The organism is Mesorhizobium sp. RSR380A (assembly GCF_054719385.1).
Genome location: NZ_JBTTIB010000001.1, coordinates 3854369 through 3874864, shown reverse-complemented (window position 1 = coordinate 3874864; position 20496 = coordinate 3854369). Strand labels below are relative to the sequence as shown.

Genomic DNA, 20496 nt, shown 5'->3' with positions numbered 1-20496 from the left:
TGTATCCGATGGCGATTGATCTGGCCGAGATCGAGAAGCGGCTATGGAGCGTGGCGGACCAGCTTCGCGCCAATTCCGGGCTCAAGCCGTCGGAATATTCCCGACCGGTCCTCGGGCTGCTCTTCCTCCGTTATGCGGAAAGCAGGTTCGCGGCGGTTGAGAAGGAACTGCAGCCGCGCGAAGGCAGCCGCCTCGGGCCGCCCGGACCTGATGCTTATAAGGCCCGCAACGTCATCTATCTGTCGCCGGAGTCGCGCTTCTCGCATCTTCTGCAATTGCCCGATGGGTCGAACCTTGGCCGGGCACTCAATCATGCGATGGAGGATATCGAGAAACACAATCCGGATTTGGCCGATGCCTTGCCGAAGAACTACGGGGCGGTAGGCGATGGCATCTTGCGCGAGTTGATCAAGCTCCTTGCCCCGATCGAGATCGCTGGTGACGCCTTTGGCAAGGTGTACGAATATTTCATGGGCTCGTTCGCTTTGCAGGAAATGCAGAAGGGCGGCGAGTACTACACACCATCGTGCATCGTCCGACTGATCGTCGAGATTATCGAGCCCTATCGCGGGCGCATCCTCGATCCTGCCTGCGGTTCGGGCGGCATGTTCGTGCATTCGGCAGATTTCGTCCGCGCACACCAGAATGCCCCTGAGAAGGAGCTTTCGATCTACGGCATCGAGAAGGTCAGCGAGACATTGCGGCTTGCCAAGATGAATCTCGCCGTCCACGGTCTCGGCGGGACGATCATGGATGCCAATGCCTACTACGACGAGCCGTTCGCCGATCTCGGCGGCGTGGTCGACAAGTTCGATTTCGTCATGGCCAATCCGCCCTTCAACGTCACTGGCGTCGACAAGGAGAGGGAAACGGTCTCCAAACGAGCTGACCGCTTCCCCTTCGGCCTGCCGAGAGCAGACAATGGCAATTATCTCTGGATCGAGCTGTTCTGGACGGCACTGAACGATACCGGCCGAGCCGGCTTCGTTATGGCCAATTCAGCGTCGGATGCTCGCGGCTCGGAGGCAGAAATAAGGCAAAAACTAGTCGAAACTGGAGGCGTCGATGTCATTGTCTCAGTCGGCCCGAATTTTTTCTATACCGTTACGTTGCCTTGCACCCTTTGGTTCCTCAATAAGGCCAAGCGTGAAAGTAAACGTGCGGACGAGGTGCTATTCATCGACGCCAGACATACTTTCCGCCAGATTGACAGAGCACACCGCGATTTCACCGATGCCCAGATAGAGTACCTCGCTAATATCGTTCGGCTGTGGCGCGGCGAGGAGACCGAGGCCAAGTGGAATAGTCATGGATTGCTGGAGGCCAACGGTTTCCAAGGAGCCTATGCCGACGTCCCCGGTCTTTGTAAGGTTGCAAATCGCGCCGAAATCGCAGCGCAGAACTGGAGTCTAAATCCCGGCCGGTACGTAGGATCGATGACGAATGAATTGGACGATGTCGATTTCGTAGAAACATTGGGGGAGCTTCAGGAAGAGCTTGAAGTGCTCACGGTTGAGGCTCGAAGGCTGGAAAATTCAATCGCTAGAAATCTGACAGTTGTATTGGACCGTTCTTCATGAGACTCGGCACTGCAAGTTGGCAAAAGTTGCCGATATCGGCTTGCTGCGAACGCGTGACAAGTGGCGGCACACCGTCCCGCAAATTTCCGAATTTTTATGCCAACGGAACTATTCCGTGGGTTAAGACCGGCGAATTAGCGGATTGGTATGTGCGTGCTAACGACGTCTCTGAATGGATCACAAATGACGCGTTAGAACGGTCTTCGGCCAAGATTTATCCTCCTGGAACTGTATTGATAGCCATGTATGGTGACGGGAGCACGATTGGCACGCTTGGGATCGTGGACCGTCCATTGGCTTCAAATCAGGCTTGTTGCGCTCTTGTTCCTAACAAACGCATTTGCATTCCCGAGTATCTTTTTTATTCGCTCATGCACCGCCGCTCCGAATTGGTGAGCTTGGCCTTAGGAGGCGCTCAGAGAAATTTGAGCGGCACGACGATCAAGCGTTTTGAGATTTGCGTTCCGCCACTAGCGGTACAATCGCGCATTGCGGACGTTCTTTCGTCTTACGACCAGTTGATTGAGAACAATCTTCGGCGCATCGCGATCTTGGAGGAGACAGCGCGCCGTGTATACGAAGAGTGGTTCGTCCGTCTCCGTGCGCCCGCGTGCGAAGGCCTGCCGCTCATCGACAGCCCGCGTGGGCCGTTCCCGCAAGGCTGGAAAATGGTTCAGCTACAAGAACTAGCCAATGACATCCGTGACGGATGTCTTCCGGCCGAGTTGGACACGTCGATTCCATACGTCGGCCTAGAACACATTCCGAGACGTTCCACCACTTTAACAGAATGGGGGGCCGTGGACGGAGTGACAAGCTTGAAGTTGAGATACATGCACGGCGACATTTTGTTCGGCAAAATTCGCCCATATTTCCACAAAGTAGCTGTCGCGCCGAGCCATGGTGTGGCTTCTTCGGACGCAATCATAATTCGAGCAAAAGACAAGTCCCTTAGATCGATAGTACTTGCCGTCGTATCCTCCGACGATTTCGTTGCCCATGCGGTGCAGACATCGAATGGCACCAAGATGCCACGGGCGGATTGGAAGGTACTGAGGCAATATGCTGTCGCCGTTCCAGATGGCGACACCCTTGCGGCATTCGACGGCATTATCTGGCCGAGCGTTGAATTGGCGATGACCCTCGCCAAGCAGAACCGCAACCTTCGCGCACAGCGCGATCTCCTCTTGCCCAAACTGATCTCCGCGGCGATCGATGTGTCGGAAGCAGAGCCGCTTCTGGAGGCGGCGGAATGACATTTCCCAAACTTGGGAGGTTGACGGCGATTTCCGCCAAGGCTGTGTGGCTTCACGAAGCTCAGACCTTCACTCCATGGCTAGCCGAGAACCTCGACTTGCTCGGAGAGGCGCTGCAAATCGGCGAACTAGAATTGAAGGCGACTGAGCTGCCGGCCGGCGAGTTCCGTCTCGACATTCTCGCCGAGGACGAAAGCGGCAATCCTGTGCTGATCGAGAACCAGTTCGGAAATACCGATCACCGGCACCTCGGGCAACTTATCACTTACATTGCCAGCCAGAGAAGCGATGCCACCGCCATATGGATCGCAGAGACGATTCGCGAGGATCATCGCGCCGCAATCGATTGGCTGAACAGTGCGACCAAGGAGGGCTTCAATTTCTTCGCGGTGGAGGTCGAAGCGCTGAAGATTGGTGACAGCGACCCGGCGCCGTTCTTTCGCGTCGTAGCCCAACCCAACAATTGGGCGCGCGCCGTAGACGCCAAGGTGTCCGGCGAGGGCGAACTAGCTGATCGGCACAAGGTTCGTTTGGCTTATTGGGCCTCGTTCGCTGAGTATCTGCGCAAGAACGATCCTTCCTTCGCAATTAATCGACAGAACAAGGACAATTGGATCCAATTTCGCATCGGTCGCGCTGGGTTCGCAATCCTCTGCACGATCAGCACCAGCAAGCGACGGATCGGTGTGGAGCTCTATCTATTCGACGACCCGCTCAAGGTTCGCATCCGCGAGCTGAAGCTCGACCGCGCGGCGATCGAGGCCGCTGTCGGCGAGCCGCTTGAATGGCAGGAATTGCCTAACAAGAAGGCGAGCCGCATTGCGCTCTACATGAACGATGTCGACCCTTCGGAGGCGAGCGGCTATTCCGACCTGCACGCCTGGATGCTCGACAGGATGCAGAGGTTTCGGCAGGCATTCGCCCCCCGAGTGAAATTGCTCGATCTTGGTGCTGATGGCGGTGGGATTGGGGAGCCCGACGAGGACGCATGAGCGACGGGGGCGATCTCATCTTTGAACAGAAGACGCAAAGTTATCGCGGCTTCTCGGAAAATGAGCTTATCGAGCAACCTGCAATCGACCTCTTCAAGGTTCTCGGCTGGCAGGCCGCTAATCTTTATGGCGAGTTTGGCACCCCTGGTACGCCCCGGCAAAGCCCAGAGGGACGTGAATCGCGCCGTGTCGCCTTCCTGCCCAACCGTCTCAGGGCGGCGCTTTCGACGTTGAACCCTGGGCTGCCGCAGTCGGCACTTGATGAAGCCTATGCCTTGCTGACAAGTGAACGCGCGGCACTGGAGCCAGTTCGCGCGAATGCCGATCTGCACGAGATGCTGCGCAACGGCGTGAAGGTGAAGCTTCGCTCGCCAGGCGGATCGCTGCGCGACGAAACAGTCCGCATCATCGACTGGGCGAATGCCAGTGCGAACGACTTCCTACTGGCCAATCAGGTCTGGTTCTCAGGCGATCTCTACACCCGCCGTGCCGATCTCGTCGGTTTCGTCAACGGCATCCCGCTGCTCTTCATCGAACTCAAGGCGCTCTATCATTCGATTGCGGACGCCTACGACGGCAATCTCAAGGACTACCGAACCGCAATACCACAGGTCTTTGTCCCCAACGCCTTCGTCATCCTGTCAAATGGCCATGAAGCCAAGCTCGGAGCGCCGCTCGCGCCGTTCGAGTTCTTTGCCGATTGGAAGAAGATCGACGAGGAGGAGGAGGAGGGCGTCGTCTCCTTGGAGACCTTGATCCGAGGCACTTGTCGCCCCGAACGCTTCCTCGACATTGTCGAGAGCTTCATTGCCTTCCAAGAGGGCGAGAGGGGCCTGATCAAAATCATCGCCAAGAACCATCAATACCTTGGCGTCAACCGCGCGATCGAGGCTGTAGGCAAGCTGAAGGAGAACCAAGGCCGTCTCGGGGTGTTCTGGCACACCCAAGGCTCGGGCAAGAGCTTCTCCATGATGTTCTTCAGCCGCAAGGTGCTGAGGAAACGTCCCGGCGATTGGACCTTCGTCATCGTCACCGATCGCACGGAACTCGATGATCAGATTGCCGATACCTTCTCCTCTTGCGGTGTACTGACCAAGGACCGCCAATTGGTTCAGGCAGGCTCGCGCAAGCATCTCCAGGAACTCCTGACCGGGAACGAACGATACATATTCTCGCTGATTCAGAAGTTCGGCACCGAGCGCGGAGAGGTTTATCCAATGCTGTCGGACCGTTCCGATGTCATCGTCATCACCGACGAGGCACATCGCAGCCAGTACGACGTGCTTGCCGCCAACATGCGGGCGGCGCTACCCAACGCTGCTTTCCTCGGCTTCACCGGAACACCGCTGATCGCAGGCGAAGCGGAACGTACGCGCGAGGTGTTCGGCGACTATGTCTCGGTCTACGACTTCGCCCAGTCGATCGCGGATGGCGCGACGGTGCCCCTCTACTACGAAAGCCGGTTGCCGGAACTGCAACTGAAGAGTGCCGACCTCGACGAGGAGATAGCCAAGGTTCTCGAAGAAGCTGGGCTCGACCCCAAAGCGGAAGAACAATTGGCGAAGCGGTTCGCCAAACAATACCACCTCATCACCAACGATGACCGGCTCGACAAGATCGCAGCCGATTTGGTGCGTCATTTCACTGGGCGCGGTTATCGCGGCAAGGCGATGTTCGTGGCGATCGACAAGGCGACTGCCGTGCGGATGTACGACAAGGTGCAGATGCATTGGACAGCGCATCTGAAGCAGGAGCGGACCCGGATTGCAGCAATCTTCGATGCTGTCGAGCGGAAGGCGCTGGAGGAGCAGTTGACGTGGCTGGAGGCGACCGACATGGCCGTTATCGTCAGCCAGTCGCAGAATGAAATAGAGGTCATCGCAAAGCGCGGAGCCGACATACGACCGCACCGTCAACGGATGGTCAAGGAGGAACTCGACGAGCGCTTCAAGGCGGCGGACGATCCGCTTAGGCTGGTCTTCGTCTGCGCCATGTGGATCACCGGCTTCGACGTGCCTACCTGCTCGACGATCTATCTCGATAAGCCGATGAAGAACCACACGCTGATGCAGACGATCGCGCGGGCGAATCGTGTCGCGCCAGGCAAGCAGGCGGGTCTCATCGTCGACTATGTCGGCGTGTTCCGGGACCTCAAGGAGGCGCTGGCCATCTATGCCAAGCCCCGCCCTGGAGTTGAGACCGATCCGATCAAGGAGAAAGCGCAACTGCTTGCCGAACTGAGGGTGGCGTTGGATAAGGCGCTGGCCTTTGCCGCCGAGCGAGGGGTTGATCCCGATGCGATCATCGCCGCACAGGGCTTCGAGCGCGCTGCAAAGGTTAGGCATGCCGCAGAAGCGTTGCTCGGCACCGACGACGCCAAACGCGAGTTTCTTGGGCTTGTGGGCAAGGCATGGAAGCTCTTTAAGGCAGCTCTGCCAGACCCAGCCGTGCTTCCCTATCGAGGTGCTTTGGTTGTCCTTCAAGTCATAGCCGAGACAATGCGCAGCCTCACAAGGGCCGGTCCGTCGAAGGACCTTGAAGCTGTGCTCGCAGAGATCGAACGGCTCGTCGATCAGGCGATTTCAGGGATCGCGATCCGGGTTCCAATCCTTCAAGGCGCCGATCTGAAGAAGTTGCTCGACCTGTCGGCAATCGATTTCGATAAGCTTGCCGCACTGTTCGCCCAGGGGTCCAAGAAGACCGCCACAGAGGTTTTAAGGGGCACGGCGGAGAAACGGGCAAAAGACCTGGTCGCAAAGAACCCGGCGCGTGTCAGCCTTCTGGAGCGGCTGCAGAAGCTGATCGACGAATACAACACCGGAAGCATGGATATCGAGGAGCTGTTCCAGCAACTGATGGCCTTTGTCGGCGATCTCGACGAGGAAGAGCAGCGCCACATTCGGGAGGGCTTGAGCGAGGAAGAACTCGCGATCTTCGACATCCTGACCAAGCCCGAACCGAAGCTGACAATGACCCAGGAGATGGAAGTCAAGAAGCTGGCGCGGGAACTGCTCGCCAAGCTCAAGAAGGAGAAGCTCGTTCTCGACTGGCGGTCCAAGGAAACAGCAAAGGCAGGCGTACGTCAGACAATCGGCGAGGAGTTCGACGCCTATCTGCCCGAGGTCTACGACCGCAAGCTGTTCGAGGAGAAAGTCCAGCGGACTTATCAGTTCGTGTTCGAGCGGATGGGACCTTCAACTGAACATGCGGCGCTGTAGGGACGGCAACTACACCCTCCGCCTCACAAAGCCTTCCGCTCGGCTCCCGCTTTGCCTATCTGCCGCTCGCGTTGGGCTTGAGCTGGAACGGCTTGGTTTGGTGGTCTCCAAGTCGTCACCTTGACATCGAAGCGCGGCAGCTTCGTGATTTCCCTGATGAGGGCGCTGGGTGGGAAATCGCCGTATCCCTCGCGAGCATCCTCACGACCACTCCCAAGCATGTAGTCACGGTGCTGCTTGTCCATGTCGTGAGCGCGCGAGAGCGTCGTAAAAAGGTGCCGCCAAGCGTGGTTGGGTTTGCCGCCCGGTGCCGCGATACCCAATTCCTCCGTGATCCAATTCCCGACTCGGACGCCCGCCTCCTCCGACCGACGCTTTCCTGTCAGCTTGGTGAGGTCGGTCCTGGGATAGGGGACGTAGAAGGCCGGCCCCTCGCCCACCTCCTTGAACATGTCAAGCAAGCCCAATTCCACAAGGTGCGGATGAACGGCAGTCATCCACGCCCTGCCGCTCTTTGTGGAACCGGCCTCAGGCGTGATGAGCAAATAGGGTATGTCACCATCCGTTCGGACATCCACGCCGCGAAGCTGAGTGATCTCGGTCACTCGTAGGCCGGAATAAGCGCATATCCACGGTACCCAGAAGAGCGCGCGCTTGTGAGGCGCTGAGATGTCTTTGGAACTTCCGTTGAACGTGGCGCTGAGGATGGCCCTGGCTTCATCTATGTTGTAGCCCTTCTTGCCCGGCGCTGGGCCGTCTCTTCGATCTCGAATGTCGTTAGCCACGTTTGCCGGTAAGCTGAACTCCCTGACTGCGTGGGTGAGGACCGCGCTCAACGCCGCAAGGGCCTTGCCATTAATCTTCGATGGCGAAAGCCCCTCGGCTATCAATTCGTCACGCCACTTCCGAACATCCGCGCTCGTCACGTCCTGAGCATTCCGGTGCCCGCTGCTCTTGACGAATTTGGCGAGGTCTCGCGCGTAGTCCCTCTTGGTCTTCTCATTGAGGCTCTGTGTCGCGAACTTATGGTCCAGGAGCGCGAACAGGTCCAAATCCTCCACCGTCCGTGGTGCTGGCTTGGCCTCGCCGCGCTCGTTCTCCCAGTCGGGGAACCGCTTCCGTGCTTCATCCGGCGAATAGTCGCCTGCGGCCTTCCTGAGATTGGTCTCGGCCGCAAGCTGGATTGCCTTGTAGGCTGCATGGACGACGCGAGTCCGGCTCAAGGGATTGGTGTTGACGCCCTCCTCAAGGAACAGTTCATCAACCGTCGGTCCGAACCAGCGGTCAAGTTCGCCGCCCTCTTCCTTGCCTTTGTTCAGCCGCAGGACTTCTTTCCAGATGCCTTGCTCCCCGGGCTCCCTGTCCATCATGTCGACCAGGCGGGCGTAGAGGACGCCGGCAAGGGCTTGGACCTGCTTGTTGGAGAGTGGCTGAGGGCCTTCCCTGAACCGCTGCCAGTACTCATGTAGCGCAGCATCGGCTTCGCGGTGACGCCTTTTGGCTTCTGCGGGGTCTTTCGTATCGAGGCTAACCTTGACGGTTGCCCCCGCCTTTACCGTCCTAAAGATGCCACCAACGGGAATTGCCACCTTTCCGTCCAGTGGAATATCCCTCAAATCGGACGGCGCGCGTTGTCGAAGGTAATAGACGCCAGTCTTCGGATGTGGCTTAGGTGCAGGCATTCTCAAGCTCATGTGTACCACTCCTGTGTACCAGACAGGCGGCAGAAAGACCAATAAAGTCAGATAGTTGTTTCCAAACAATGGTTTGGGATGGTGCTGCGAGAGAGGATTGAACTCTCGACCTCTCCCTTACCAAGGGAGTGCTCTACCACTGAGCTACCGCAGCCGCTGATGGCGGGGCTTCTGCCATATAGAACCGGCAAGCGCAAGGCGTCTGTGAAAGGCTTTGCCAGACAAGTTTCGCTGACATGGCGGCGCCACAATGCTAACTATCCCTTGAACGGCAGGCCCTGCCAGTTGCGGGCGGGACGGAACGATGGACGAGAAGACAATTCCACCGAAAAAGGCTGATCCGGAAAAAAAGGACGGGACTGACCGCAAGGACCGTCTGGCCGAGCAGCTGCGCGCCAATCTCATGAAGCGCAAGACGCAAGCGCGCTCGCGGCGCACCGGTGATCCTGACCAGCGGCCCGAAGGACTGCCGGCTGCTGAAAAAATGCACAAGGACTGACCGATATCAGCCACACTGGCCGGTCACCTTGGCCAAAGGGGCTCAGAAATCCTATTTCTTGAACCAAGCCGGCCAATGGTCTAGACGGGCCGATACTCAAACTGACGAAAACCGGCCTATCGGGCCGAGGGGACATTCTCTCATGGATCGCATCAGAATTGTCGGCGGCAACAAGCTCGCCGGAAGCATTCCGATTTCGGGCGCGAAAAACGCCGCTTTGCCGCTGATGATCGCCTCGCTGCTCACCGACGACACGCTGACGCTGGAAAACGTGCCGCATCTGGCCGATGTAGAGCAGCTGATCCGCATTCTCGGCAATCACGGCGTCGACTATTCGGTCAACGGCCGCCGCGAGAAGCAGAATGAGGGCTATTCGCGCACCATCAATTTCTCGGCCCGCAACATCGTCGACACGACCGCGCCTTACGAGCTGGTGTCGAAGATGCGGGCATCGTTCTGGGTGATCGGCCCGCTGCTGGCCCGCATGGGCGAGGCGAAAGTGTCGCTTCCCGGCGGTTGCGCCATCGGCACGCGGCCGGTCGACCTGTTCCTCGAGGGCTTGCAGGCGCTGGGCGCCGACATCGATGTCGACACCGGCTATGTGCTGGCCAAGACCAGGAACGGCCGCCTCGTCGGCAATCGCTATGTCTTCCCGAAAGTCTCCGTCGGCGCCACCCATGTGCTGATGATGGCGGCGGCGCTGGCCAAGGGCGAGACGGTGCTGGAAAACGCCGCCTGCGAGCCCGAAATCGTCAACCTCGCCGAATGCCTCAACGCCATGGGCGCCAGGATTTCCGGCGCCGGCACGCCTGTTATCACCATCGATGGCGTCGAGTCGCTGTCGGGCGCGCGCGTGCGCGTCATCCCCGACCGCATCGAGACCGGCACCTATGCCATGGCGGTGGCCATGACCGGCGGTGATGTCGTGCTCGAAGGCGCCCGCCCCGAGCTGCTGCAGACCGCGTTGGATGTGATTGCCCAGACCGGTACCGAGATCACGCCGACCAATTCCGGCATTCGCGTCCGGCGCAACGGCGCCGGCATTTCGCCGGTCGACGTCATGACGGCGCCGTTCCCGGCCTTCCCGACCGATCTGCAGGCGCAGTTCATGGGCCTGATGACCATGGCCAAGGGCAAGTCGCGCATCACCGAGACCATCTTCGAAAACCGCTTCATGCATGTGCAGGAACTGGCCCGGCTCGGCGCCCACATCACGCTGTCCGGCCAAACGGCGATCGTCGACGGCGTCGCCAAGCTGAAGGGCGCACCCGTGATGGCGACCGATCTGCGCGCCTCGGTGTCGCTGGTCATCGCCGGTCTGGCGGCCGAAGGCGAAACGACGGTCAACCGCGTCTACCACCTCGACCGCGGTTTTGAGCGGCTGGAAGAAAAGCTCTCCAATTGCGGCGCGGTGATCGAGCGGATTTCAGCTTAACCGCACGGCAGTTGCTTCAGACAGACAGGCGTCTGGTGCTGCCTTCATTCACCGCCAACACTTCAAACCCGAGGCGCTAGCCTCGGGTTGAATTTGTGTCGCGGTTGCACGGACCGGAAAGACCGCCTAACAGAAGGCTGAAACCAACTTTCAGGTGTGCATTCGGCATGGCAGCCCTCAAACTCATTGCGCTCGACGATCAGGATCTGAGCATCGTCTCGGCTCACGTCCAGGACGCCGTGATGAAAGTCTCGGATCTCGAATACCTGCCTTCGGCCAAGCGTTTCATATTGACCATGAACCGCTTCGTCTGGGAGGCGAAATCCGGATTGTTCAGCCCGCACAATGAGCGGCGCCAGGCGGTGTTGCATTTCGACCGCGTGCTCGGCGCCAAGACCAGCGGCATTGCCCGCGATCGGCCGGCCGAGGTGCTGTCGCTTCTGGCAATCAGCTTTATCGAAATCAGCAAGCCGGCCGGCATCGTCGAATTGGTCTTTTCCGGCGGCGGCGCGATCATGCTCGACGTCGAATGCATCGAGGCGCGGCTTGCCGACATAGGCGGCGCCTGGGAAGCCACCTCGCGTCCGGTGCACAGGGTCTAGAGCATGATCCCAAAAAGTGGGTGCCGGTTTTTGTTGGACAAAACGGGAATCGTCTGTCCAGAGATCTTGCTCCAACAAAGGGTTAGATCGTGATGAGATTTCAACCAAGTCTCATCACGATCTAGACGCAGCCGATGGCCATTACGCTTATCCAGTCCGATGCCGGTTTCGCGCAGCGTTTCGCCGCCTTCCTGACCACCAAGCGGGAGGTATCGGAGGACGTCGACACTGCCGTGCGCGCCATCATTGCGCGGGTTCGTGCCGAGGGCGACGCTGCCCTGGTCGACTACACGCTGAAATTCGACAAGGCCGACCTCAATAGCCTCGGCATCGCCGTGTCGAAGGACGACATCGCGCAGGCCTACAAAGACGCCGATCCGCAGACGGTCGAGGCGCTGAAATTTGCCCGTGACCGCATCCGATCCCATCACGAGCGACAAATGCCCAAGGACGATCGCTATACCGATGCCGCCGGGGTCGAGTTGGGTTCGCGCTGGACGGCGATCGAGGCGGTCGGGCTCTATGTGCCGGGCGGCACGGCAAGCTATCCAAGCTCGGTGCTGATGAACGCCGTGCCGGCCAGGGTGGCGGGCGTCGAGCGCATCGTCATCGTCGTGCCGGCGCCGGGCGGCATCATCAATCCGCTGGTGCTGGTGGCCGCCGATATATCAGGCGTTTCAGAGATTTACCGCGTCGGCGGCGCGCAGGCGATTGCCGCCCTTGCCTATGGCACCGAAACGATCCGGCCGGTCGCCAAGATCGTCGGGCCCGGCAATGCCTATGTCGCCGCCGCCAAGCGCCAGGTGTTCGGCACGGTCGGCATCGACATGATTGCCGGACCGTCTGAAGTGCTGGTGGTGGCCGACGGCAGCAACGATCCCGACTGGATCGCCGCCGATCTTCTGGCGCAGGCCGAGCACGACGTGTCGGCGCAATCGATCCTGATCACCAACGATCCTGCGTTCGGAAAAGCAGTCGAACAGGCGGTCGAGCGCCAATTGCTGAGCCTGCCGCGCGCCGAGACGGCGGCTGCCAGCTGGCGCGATTTCGGCGCGGTGATCCTGGTGGAGACCATCGAAGCCGCGCTGCCGCTGGTCGACCGCATCGCCGCCGAACATGTGGAACTCGCCATCGACGATGCCGAGGGCTTCCTGGCCAGGATGCGCAATGCGGGTGCTGTGTTTCTGGGACGCCATACGCCCGAAGTCATCGGCGACTATGTCGGCGGCTCCAACCACGTGCTGCCGACGGCGCGTTCGGCGCGCTTCTCTTCGGGCCTGTCGGTGCTCGATTTCGTCAAGCGCACCTCGATCCTGAAGCTCGGGCCGGAGCAGCTGAGAGCACTTGCGCCGGCGGCGATTGCGCTGGCCAAGGCGGAAGGCCTCGACGCGCATGGCCGCTCCGTCGCCATCCGGCTGAACATGTAGGCGGCGATGGCGGACGGCGATCAAACCCGCGCAAGGCTGATCGATGTCGAGCTCGACGAGTCGATCGGCCGTTCGACGCCCGATGTCGAACATGAGCGCGCGGTGGCGATCTTCGACCTGATCGAAGAAAACAGCTTTCAGCCGGTCAATGATGACGGCGCCGGGCCTTATCGGCTGAAGCTCTCGCTGGCCGAATCCCGGCTGGTGTTTGCGGTCGCCCGCGAGGATGGTGCTGATGTCGTCACCCATATCCTGTCGCTGACGCCGCTCAGGCGCATCGTCAAGGACTACTACCTGATCTGCGAAAGCTATTACGACGCCATCCGCTCCTCGACGCCAAGCCATATCGAGGCGATCGACATGGGCCGGCGCGGCCTGCACAATGAAGGCTCGCAGACGTTGATGGACCGGCTGGCCGGCAAGATCGACATCGACTTCGACACGGCGCGGCGGCTGTTCACGCTGGTCTGCGTGCTGCACTGGCGGGGTTAGACCTGACTGGGGCGCCCCGCTCGATCCTGTTCTTGTGCGGCATGAACGCCGTGCGCTCGCCGATGGCCGAGCAGCTGGCGCGGCGCATGCTGCCGCCGGCCACTTTCGTCGCCTCTGCCGGCGTGCACAGGGGCGAGCGCGATCCGTTCGTCGACGCGGTGCTGGCCGAAGAAGGCCTGACGCTGGGCGAGCGCCAGCCGCGCTCGATGGACGATCTCGAGGACGATTATTTCGACCTGATCGTCACCCTGGCGCCGGAAGCCCACCACGCCGCGCTCGAACTCACCCGCTCGCTTGCCGTCGACGTCGAATACTGGCCGATGCCGGATCCGACCGATGTCGGCGGCAGGCGCGAGCAGATCATGGCCAGCTATCGCGACGTGAGAGAACGGCTGAAAGCGCGCATCAGCCGACGTTTTCTGCTTCCGGAGGTAAAAAACGCGGCGGATTGATGCATGTCGCTTAAAAGCGGTCCCGGTTTTGAGACAACGACAGGCATAAAACGAAAGCTCGGAGCGCGTCGCATATGACGCGATCTAAGCGTGTTCACAAGCGCACGATTATCATATAGGTTCCGCCGAAATTCCGGCCTGGGCGCTCCAGGGCGCCGGAACTGCAATCCAAGCAAAGGTATCGAATGCCGAAGGAAGAAGTCCTCGAGTTTCCGGGTGTCGTGACGGAATTGTTGCCCAACGCGATGTTCCGGGTGAAGCTCGAAAACGAACACGAGATCATCGCCCATACGGCTGGCCGCATGCGCAAGAACCGCATCCGTGTGCTGACCGGCGACAAGGTCCTGGTCGAGATGACGCCCTATGACCTGACCAAGGGCCGCATCACCTACCGTTTCAAGTAACAGTCCGGCGCGAACCGCGATGAGCATCCTGCAGAAGCTCGTGCTTGCCTCTGGTTCGCCGCGCCGGATCGAACTGTTGCAACAGGCCGGCATTGAGCCGGACCGCGTGCTGCCAGCCGATGTCGACGAAACGCCGCTGCGCGCCGAACATCCGCGCTCGCTGGCCAAGCGGCTGTCGAAGGAAAAGGCCGAGAAGGCGCTGGCCTCGCTGAAAAGCGAGGAAGACTATGCGCCAAGTTTCGTGCTGGCCGCCGATACGGTGGTCGCGGTCGGACGCCGCATCCTGCCCAAGGCCGAGACGCTGGACGACGCCGCCAATTGCCTTGGACTGCTTTCGGGCCGTTCGCACCGGGTCTATTCCGGCATCTGCCTGATTACGCCGGGCGGCAAGCTGCGCCAAAGGCTGGTTGAATCCAGGGTACGCTTCAAGCGGCTTCCACGCGAGGAGATCGACGCCTATGTCGCCTCCGGCGAATGGCGCGGCAAGGCCGGCGGCTATGCCGTCCAGGGTCTCGCCGGTTCGTTCGTCGTCAAGCTGGTCGGCTCCTATACCAACATTGTCGGCCTGCCGCTCTACGAGACGGTGGCGCTGCTTTCGGGCGAAGGCTTCAAGGTCCACACCAGCTGGCATACCGCGCGGCCATGAGCCTGGACGATAAGGTCACACCACTGCGCCCGAAGCGCCCCTGCCCCGAATGCGGCAAGCCGTCGGCGCGCGAGACCTATCCGTTCTGCTCGAAGCGCTGCAAGGACATCGACCTCAACCGCTGGCTGAAGGGCGCCTATGTCATCACCGCGCGGGATGACGAGGACGAGAGCGACGAGCCGAAGTAGGGTTTGGGCGGTGCCGGCCGCGCAATTCCACTTCGCCGACCTTACGCAATTGCTGCCTTGCCGGCGTCGGTATTGTCTGCGACAATTGCCCCGGAAAATCGGCGCTTAGGCGCTGGACAGGCCGGATTCCCGTGCTATAACCCACGCGCTTTCAAGGGGTGCCCCACGGCGCTTTCCTGAAATCCGGTCAGGCGATGTCTCGTTTGCCGGCGAGGCCCAGATAGCTCAGTTGGTAGAGCAGCGGACTGAAAATCCGCGTGTCGGTGGTTCGAATCCGCCTCTGGGCACCAGTTTTCTCTGAACATCAAGGGCTTGACTTCCTGGCGCCGCACCGACGGATTCCTGATTTCGGCCTGCCGGCTGTGCCGGCAAGCCTGCGCAACCGAGTTATGAACTTTCGGGGCGCACGGTCTCCACGCGCAGCGAGCCGGCTGGAAGCGGCTGCAGCAGTTCGGCTTCCGGCTTCGTCAGACTGAGCCAGGCGGACCAATTCTCAGGCCGAAGCACCACGACCTGCCGACTGTGATAGGGCGCAATATCCGGTCCAGGCTCGGTTGTCAGCATGGTGAAGGTTGGCGGCTTGTTGCCGGCAGCTTCACGCCAAAGCCCTGCGATGGCCATGAACGGCGAGCCGTTGAGCGTGAAGCGATGCTTTGCCTTCGGATACTTCGTGCCCGTGAACTCGAAGAAGGCGGATGCCGGCACGAGGCAGCGTTTGCTGCCGGCGAATTGCCGGCCTTCGGAGCGGAAGTTGAACACTGGTCCGCCTTTCGGGCCGGCCGGCGGAAATCCAAACGTCATCGACGTCAGTTCAACAACGCCAGTGTCGCCGGCGGCGCGCATGATCGGGGCTGGATCGTTGATATGGATGTCATCAACCCGCGGCAGGTCAAGTTCGGTCTGATGGGTCGGGATCTCGAGTGCCAGCGACTCCAGCATCCGGCAATATTCAGCCCAGAGAATATGCTGCTCATAGTCGTTGCACATGGAAGGCTCCCGACCGGTCTGCCAGTTTACCTCACGCCAAACAAAGAGGCGATGGACCGCTCAACCCTCGCGGTCGCGCTCGAGCAGTATATCGGCCTCGATCGCCGCGTTGACGAAGGCGGCGCGGGCATAGCGCGCCTCTTGAAGGCCTTCCAGAACGCCAAGGCAGGCTTTGCGGGCGGCGACGTGATAGCCGCCTGTCTTCACGGGCCATCGGTTCATGAGGATGTCAGCGGCCTGCGCGACACGCTCCACCTTGTAGATCGTGTTTCTGGACCTGCCGAGCGCCACGCGAACCGGCTCATCGAAATGCTGATCTTGCATGCTTCCCCTCCCGAACGCGATCGCGAGTCAATTCGGGGGAGGCAAGTTCGGTTCCACGGGAGCGATTTGCCAACGCAATAAACCCGCCTTCTGAAATCACTTTGCGCGCATCGGCCAAATGGCGGATTTGATTTGCTTGGTGATCCCCTCTCCCTGGGGCAAACTGCCTGCCGGGGCTGCAGGAGGAGAAATGCGAGCACGCGCAGCTACGATCGGCGATCTCGAAAGTGTCTTCCGTGATCTGTCCACGCGGATGTCGGACGAGTATGTGGCCGCCGGCAAGGACAGCAAGGTCGCCTACGACAATCTGATGATGAATTTGAAGGAAGGCCGAGCGCACGCGCTGGTCGAGGGCGACAAGACGGTGGCGATCGTCGCCTGGCACGAGAACAGCGACGCCGCCGACACGCTGTTTGCCGCGCAGGAGGGTTTCTTCAGCGCCGCGACGGTCCGCTTCTGCAGGCGCCACATCCGCCACATTCAGGCGCTGGCCGGCAACCTTCCCATCCACTCGCGCAGCTGGCTGCAGCGGGCCGACGTCGGCAAATGGTTCCGTGTCATCGGTTATGTCGAACGCGGCCGAGAGAACGGCGCCACTGTGTTCGAATTGCCGCCGGCACGGGGAGCGTCAGCTGCGCGGGCTGCCTAGGGCTGCGCACCCACGGATGCCATCACGGAAAAGCCCCCGCCAGGATGGCGATGGGCCAATATCGCCTGCAATGGGCTCATATCGGGGGCTCAGATATCGGGCTGATCCAGCGCCTCGAAAATCACCCGTTCCAGCGGACCGAGATCCTCTTCGATCTCGCTGACCTCAAGGCCTAAATGCCGAGCATCCAGGGCAGCTCGCGTGGTTAGGGTTCGAGCCGTTGCCTTGTCGGCAGGCAGTTCGCCCGGCAGGTGCTCGTGGATCCAGCCCTGCAGGAAATCAACGCCGCGCTCGCTCATCGATTTATCCCTTCCGTTATCTGGGGGATCATTCCCCCAGAATGACCCCAGAAGCGACGATCTGAGCCGTCAGGCTGGTGAGCCTGCCTCGCTTCACGAGCGTCGGCTTTTGGTAGATTTTCTTCATGGCGGTGCCTTTCGCGACAAATCGCTCGTCGGCAACAACGTCCGTCGCGGGGCAGCGTTCCATGGCGGGCTGTTGAGCCCGACCCCCTGACACATCGTATTTGAGAACAGCCCCGCTCCCGCGACCCGTGATGTTGATGCCGCGGCAGGTTGCGAAGCCAATGCGGGGCGTGGCATTTGTCGATGCCGATCATTGGGATGGCAAGCAGGACATGGCACGGCCACCAGACACCGCCCAACACCAGACCGCGAGCGCAGGCGTCAGCCTGAACCGGGCGCTTTCCAAACTCGGCCTGTGTTCGCGCAAGCAGGCCGAGCTGCTGATCGCCGAAGGGCGCGTGCGGGTTGGCGGCAAGGTGGTGCGCGATCCGTCGCTGCGCGTCGATCTCGGCCGCGACCGCATCAACGTCGACGGCGAGCAGATCGTCGCCGAGGCAAAAGTCTACCTGATGATCAACAAGCCGCGCGGGCTGGTCACCACCCGCGACGACCCACAGGATCGCGGCACCGTCTATGACTGCCTCACCGGGCTCGAGCTGCCTTTCGTGTCGCCGGTCGGGCGCCTCGACAAGGCCAGCGAAGGTCTGTTGCTGATGACCAACGACACGCGCTGGGCGAACGGCCTGCTCGATCCGGCCTCGCATGTCGCCAAGACCTATCATGTGCAGATCGGTGCCGCGCCAGACGAAGCGATGCTGAAGCGGTTTCGCGACGGCGCGATCGTCGATGGCGAGCTGCTGGCCGCAAGTTCGATCGAGCTGCTGCGCAGCGGCGGCCGCACCGCATGGCTGGAAATCGTGCTCGACGAGGGCCGCAACCGCCAGATCCGCCGCCTGCTCGGCGCCTTCGATATCGAGGTGCTGAGGCTGGTCAGGGTGGCGATCGGCGGTTTGCAGCTCGGCGAGCTCGCCATGGGCAAGGCGCGGCATCTGACATCGGAGGAATTGGCGGTGCTCGCGCGTTAAGAGGCAGGCTTGCTGAGAAACACTACTTCTGGTTCCACCTGCGTATCACCGGCTCGCTCAGATCGTGCTCATAGCCGAGGATGCTGAGGCTCGCGGTATCAAGCACGAAGTGCGCACCGCCTTCGGGTGGCAGACCGAGCCAGCGCGCGGCCAGCACGCGCAGGAAATGCGAGCTTGAAAACACCAGCACATTGCCCTCGATTGCCCGCAGCCCGGCGATGATCCTGTCGGCCCTGGCACCAACATCCGCTACCGACTCGCCGTCGGGACAGCCGTCATGGAACAATTGCCAGCCGGGGCGCTGCACAAGAATCTCCTTGGTCTTAACGCCCTCATAGGCGCCATAGTCCCATTCCTGCAGGTCGTCCTTCTTGACGGCAGCAGCGCCGAAGCCGGCAAGCGTGCAGGTGCTGAAGGCTCGCTGCGACGGGCTCGACCACACCGCCTGGAAGGACAGATCCTTGAGCCGGTCCGCCACGCCGCGAGCTGCCGCCTCGCCCTTTGCCGTCAACGGTATGTCGGTGCGGCCGGTGTGTTTTCCCGAAGCGCTCCACTCCGTCTCGCCGTGACGGACGAGGTAGATTTCGGGGTACGGATTGCTCATGCGCCGGCCTTTCGGTTTTACGTCCGCACCCTACCCGGGAGGGCCCGGCCAGCGCCAGCCACGTGCAGGCGGAAAAGGAAAGGCCGCAACCGAATCGGCTGCGGCCTTGTGCTCAAACGTCAGTGCCCGGAGCGGTCAGGCGGGCTGCAGATCGCCCGACAGCGCCAGGTCGGCTTCCTCGGACAATGTGCCGGCCATGGCGGCGGCGAACTTGGTCTGGTCGAGTTCGCCTTCCCAGCGCGCCACGACGATCGTCGCCACTGCATTGCCGACGAAGTTGGTCAGCGCCCGGCATTCCGACATGAAGCGGTCGACGCCGAGGATCAGTGCCATGCCGGCGACCGGCACAGTAGGCACCACCGAGAGCGTGGCGGCCAGCGTGATAAAGCCGGCGCCGGTGATGCCGGCGGCACCCTTGGAGCTCAGCATGGCGACGAGCAGCAGCAGGATCTGGTCGCCATAGGTGAGCGGCGTATCGGTCGCCTGGGCGATGAACAGCGCCGCCAGCGTCATGTAGATGTTGGTGCCGTCGAGGTTGAAGGAATAGCCGGTCGGGATGACCAGGCCGACCACCGAGCGGTTGCAGCCTGCGCGCTCCATCTTGGCCATCAGGCCGGGAAGAGCGGCTTCCGAGGACGAGGTGCCGAGCACCAGCAGCAGCTCTTCCTTGATGTAGCGGATCAAGGCGAGGATCGAGAAGCCGTTGTACCAAGCGACAGCGCCGAGCACGACCAGCACGAAGAGCAGCGACGTCAGGTAGAAGGTGCCGATCAGAAAGGCGAGGTTGGCAATCGCGCCGATGCCGTATTTGCCGACGGTGAAGGCCATGGCGCCGAAGGCGCCGATGGGGGCGGCCTTCATCAGGATGGCGACCAGGCGGAAGATAGGCGAGGTCAGCGCCTGCAGGAAATCGACGACCGGGCGGCCGCGCTCGCCGACCAGAGCGAGAGAGATGCCGAACAGCACCGAGAAGAACAGCACTTGCAGAATGTCGCCTTGCGCGAAGGCGCCGGTGATGGTGTCGGGGATGATGTTGAGCAGGAAGCCGACGATGGTCGTGTCATGCGCCTTCTCGGTGAAGGTGGCGACCTTCGAGGGGTCGAGCGTCGCCGCATTGATGTGCATGCCGGCGCCCGGTTGGACGACGTTGGAGACGACCATGCCGACGACCAGCGCCAGGGTCGAAAAGACCAGGAAATAGATCATCGCCTTGCCGGCGACGCGGCCAACCTTTTTCAGGTCGGAGACGCCGGCAATGCCGGTGGTCACCGTCAGGAAGATGACCGGCGCGATCACCATCTTGACCAGCTTGATGAAGGCATCGCCGAGCGGCTTCAGCGAAGCACCGAGTTCGGGATAGAAATGACCGAGCAGCACGCCGGCGGCGATCGCCGTCAGGACCTGCACGTAGAGATGACGGTAAAAGGGTAGCTTGCCGCGCGGTTCGGCGGCAGCGAATGCTGGCTGCATGACGTCCTCCATGGCGCCCCGATCGAAAGCTCGACCTCCCGGGGCAGTTGTTTTCCGCAGCCTTGCGACTGCCGTATTGGTCACTGCAACTGCCGTGCCAGACTGTGCGGCATACCGCAGCCATTGATTTTGTTGAGTATTCGTCCGATCGAGGCTGCTGCCGCTCAACGCAAGTGCGGACATCCGC

General features: G+C 61.0%; 22 protein-coding genes and 2 tRNA genes. 16 read left to right on the top strand and 8 right to left on the bottom strand.

Annotated features, from left to right (window positions below):
- Positions 1 to 8 precede the first annotated feature (8 nt).
- Genes ACYG9Z_RS18685 through ACYG9Z_RS18670 form a run of 4 tightly spaced genes read left to right on the top strand, consistent with a single transcriptional unit; the run spans position 9 to position 7046 of the window.
- Positions 9 to 1580 carry a type I restriction-modification system subunit M gene (locus ACYG9Z_RS18685; RefSeq protein WP_023707982.1) on the top strand — a complete coding sequence of 524 codons (1572 nt, stop codon included), beginning with the start codon at positions 9 to 11 and terminating at the stop codon, positions 1578 to 1580.
- Entirely contained in the window at positions 1577 to 2836 is a 1260-nt protein-coding gene (locus ACYG9Z_RS18680; RefSeq protein WP_084565747.1) for a restriction endonuclease subunit S, read from the top strand. Before ACYG9Z_RS18685 ends, ACYG9Z_RS18680 begins: the two co-directional genes overlap by 4 nt.
- Positions 2833 to 3828: a DUF4268 domain-containing protein gene (locus tag ACYG9Z_RS18675; protein ID WP_023707984.1), complete on the top strand. Its 996-nt coding sequence runs from the start codon at positions 2833 to 2835 to the stop codon at positions 3826 to 3828. Before ACYG9Z_RS18680 ends, ACYG9Z_RS18675 begins: the two co-directional genes overlap by 4 nt.
- Entirely contained in the window at positions 3825 to 7046 is a 3222-nt protein-coding gene (locus tag ACYG9Z_RS18670) for a type I restriction endonuclease subunit R (RefSeq protein ID WP_023751968.1), read from the top strand. Before ACYG9Z_RS18675 ends, ACYG9Z_RS18670 begins: the two co-directional genes overlap by 4 nt.
- A 23-nt stretch (positions 7047 to 7069) precedes the next feature.
- On the opposite strand, the gene ACYG9Z_RS18665 is transcribed toward ACYG9Z_RS18670, so the two are convergent.
- On the bottom strand, positions 7070 to 8740 hold the full coding sequence (locus ACYG9Z_RS18665) for a DUF6538 domain-containing protein (RefSeq protein ID WP_023707986.1): 1671 nt from the start codon (positions 8738 to 8740) through the stop codon (positions 7070 to 7072).
- A gap of 79 nt (positions 8741 to 8819) precedes the next feature.
- Positions 8820 to 8894: transfer RNA gene (locus ACYG9Z_RS18660), tRNA-Thr, on the bottom strand.
- A gap of 150 nt (positions 8895 to 9044) precedes the next feature.
- Here ACYG9Z_RS18660 and ACYG9Z_RS18655 point away from each other — a divergent pair.
- From ACYG9Z_RS18655 to ACYG9Z_RS18610, 10 genes are all read left to right on the top strand, one after another.
- Entirely contained in the window at positions 9045 to 9239 is a 195-nt protein-coding gene (locus ACYG9Z_RS18655; RefSeq protein ID WP_023669287.1) for a hypothetical protein, read from the top strand.
- Between the two features lie 142 nt (positions 9240 to 9381).
- Positions 9382 to 10674 carry a UDP-N-acetylglucosamine 1-carboxyvinyltransferase gene (gene murA, locus ACYG9Z_RS18650; RefSeq protein ID WP_023669286.1) on the top strand — a complete coding sequence of 431 codons (1293 nt, stop codon included), beginning with the start codon at positions 9382 to 9384 and terminating at the stop codon, positions 10672 to 10674.
- Between the two features lie 167 nt (positions 10675 to 10841).
- Positions 10842 to 11276 (top strand): DUF2948 family protein, encoded by a 435-nt coding sequence (locus tag ACYG9Z_RS18645; RefSeq protein ID WP_023669285.1) that lies wholly within the window; start codon positions 10842 to 10844, stop codon positions 11274 to 11276.
- 134 nt (positions 11277 to 11410) lie between these two features.
- On the top strand, positions 11411 to 12703 hold the full coding sequence (gene hisD / locus ACYG9Z_RS18640) for a histidinol dehydrogenase (RefSeq protein ID WP_023669284.1): 1293 nt from the start codon (positions 11411 to 11413) through the stop codon (positions 12701 to 12703).
- Positions 12704 to 12709: 6 nt separating this feature from the next.
- Positions 12710 to 13195, top strand: a complete 486-nt coding sequence (locus tag ACYG9Z_RS18635) for a UPF0262 family protein (protein WP_023669283.1) — start codon at positions 12710 to 12712, stop codon at positions 13193 to 13195.
- Positions 13183 to 13647, top strand: a complete 465-nt coding sequence (locus tag ACYG9Z_RS18630; protein WP_081725519.1) for an arsenate-mycothiol transferase ArsC — start codon at positions 13183 to 13185, stop codon at positions 13645 to 13647. Before ACYG9Z_RS18635 ends, ACYG9Z_RS18630 begins: the two co-directional genes overlap by 13 nt.
- Before the next feature lie 185 nt (positions 13648 to 13832).
- On the top strand, positions 13833 to 14051 hold the full coding sequence (gene infA, locus ACYG9Z_RS18625; protein WP_006200926.1) for a translation initiation factor IF-1: 219 nt from the start codon (positions 13833 to 13835) through the stop codon (positions 14049 to 14051).
- A 19-nt stretch (positions 14052 to 14070) separates the two neighbouring features.
- Positions 14071 to 14697: a Maf-like protein gene (locus tag ACYG9Z_RS18620; RefSeq protein WP_023681911.1), complete on the top strand. Its 627-nt coding sequence runs from the start codon at positions 14071 to 14073 to the stop codon at positions 14695 to 14697.
- Positions 14694 to 14885, top strand: coding sequence for a DNA gyrase inhibitor YacG (gene yacG / locus ACYG9Z_RS18615; RefSeq protein WP_023669280.1), 192 nt, complete (start codon positions 14694 to 14696; stop codon positions 14883 to 14885). Before ACYG9Z_RS18620 ends, yacG begins: the two co-directional genes overlap by 4 nt.
- A gap of 214 nt (positions 14886 to 15099) precedes the next feature.
- Positions 15100 to 15175: transfer RNA gene (locus tag ACYG9Z_RS18610), tRNA-Phe, on the top strand.
- A gap of 97 nt (positions 15176 to 15272) precedes the next feature.
- Here ACYG9Z_RS18610 and ACYG9Z_RS18605 read toward each other — a convergent pair.
- Together ACYG9Z_RS18605 and ACYG9Z_RS18600 are read right to left on the bottom strand one after the other, a co-directional pair.
- A complete protein-coding gene (locus ACYG9Z_RS18605; protein WP_023681912.1) occupies positions 15273 to 15872 on the bottom strand; it encodes an SOS response-associated peptidase in 600 nt (199 codons plus the stop codon).
- A 60-nt stretch (positions 15873 to 15932) separates the two neighbouring features.
- Positions 15933 to 16196 (bottom strand): DUF982 domain-containing protein, encoded by a 264-nt coding sequence (locus ACYG9Z_RS18600; RefSeq protein ID WP_023681913.1) that lies wholly within the window; start codon positions 16194 to 16196, stop codon positions 15933 to 15935.
- 190 nt (positions 16197 to 16386) lie between these two features.
- Here ACYG9Z_RS18600 and ACYG9Z_RS18595 point away from each other — a divergent pair, with 190 nt between their 5' ends.
- A complete protein-coding gene (locus ACYG9Z_RS18595; RefSeq protein WP_023669674.1) occupies positions 16387 to 16845 on the top strand; it encodes a hypothetical protein in 459 nt (152 codons plus the stop codon).
- An 89-nt stretch (positions 16846 to 16934) separates the two neighbouring features.
- Here ACYG9Z_RS18595 and ACYG9Z_RS18590 read toward each other — a convergent pair whose 3' ends face one another.
- Together ACYG9Z_RS18590 and ACYG9Z_RS18585 are read right to left on the bottom strand one after the other, a co-directional pair.
- A complete protein-coding gene (locus ACYG9Z_RS18590) occupies positions 16935 to 17144 on the bottom strand; it encodes a DUF768 domain-containing protein (RefSeq protein WP_023669673.1) in 210 nt (69 codons plus the stop codon).
- 28 nt (positions 17145 to 17172) lie between these two features.
- Positions 17173 to 17334: a hypothetical protein gene (locus tag ACYG9Z_RS18585; RefSeq protein ID WP_023669672.1), complete on the bottom strand. Its 162-nt coding sequence runs from the start codon at positions 17332 to 17334 to the stop codon at positions 17173 to 17175.
- 148 nt (positions 17335 to 17482) lie between these two features.
- Here ACYG9Z_RS18585 and ACYG9Z_RS18580 point away from each other — a divergent pair, with 148 nt between their 5' ends.
- Positions 17483 to 18235: a pseudouridine synthase gene (locus ACYG9Z_RS18580; RefSeq protein WP_023681914.1), complete on the top strand. Its 753-nt coding sequence runs from the start codon at positions 17483 to 17485 to the stop codon at positions 18233 to 18235.
- 22 nt (positions 18236 to 18257) lie between these two features.
- Here the strand turns inward: ACYG9Z_RS18580 and ACYG9Z_RS18575 are convergent, their stop codons facing one another.
- Complete coding sequence (locus ACYG9Z_RS18575; protein ID WP_023681915.1) at positions 18258 to 18839, bottom strand: histidine phosphatase family protein; 582 nt, start codon at positions 18837 to 18839, stop codon at positions 18258 to 18260.
- Positions 18840 to 18974: 135 nt separating this feature from the next.
- A complete protein-coding gene (locus ACYG9Z_RS18570; protein ID WP_023681916.1) occupies positions 18975 to 20309 on the bottom strand; it encodes a dicarboxylate/amino acid:cation symporter in 1335 nt (444 codons plus the stop codon).
- Positions 20310 to 20496 lie beyond the last annotated feature (187 nt).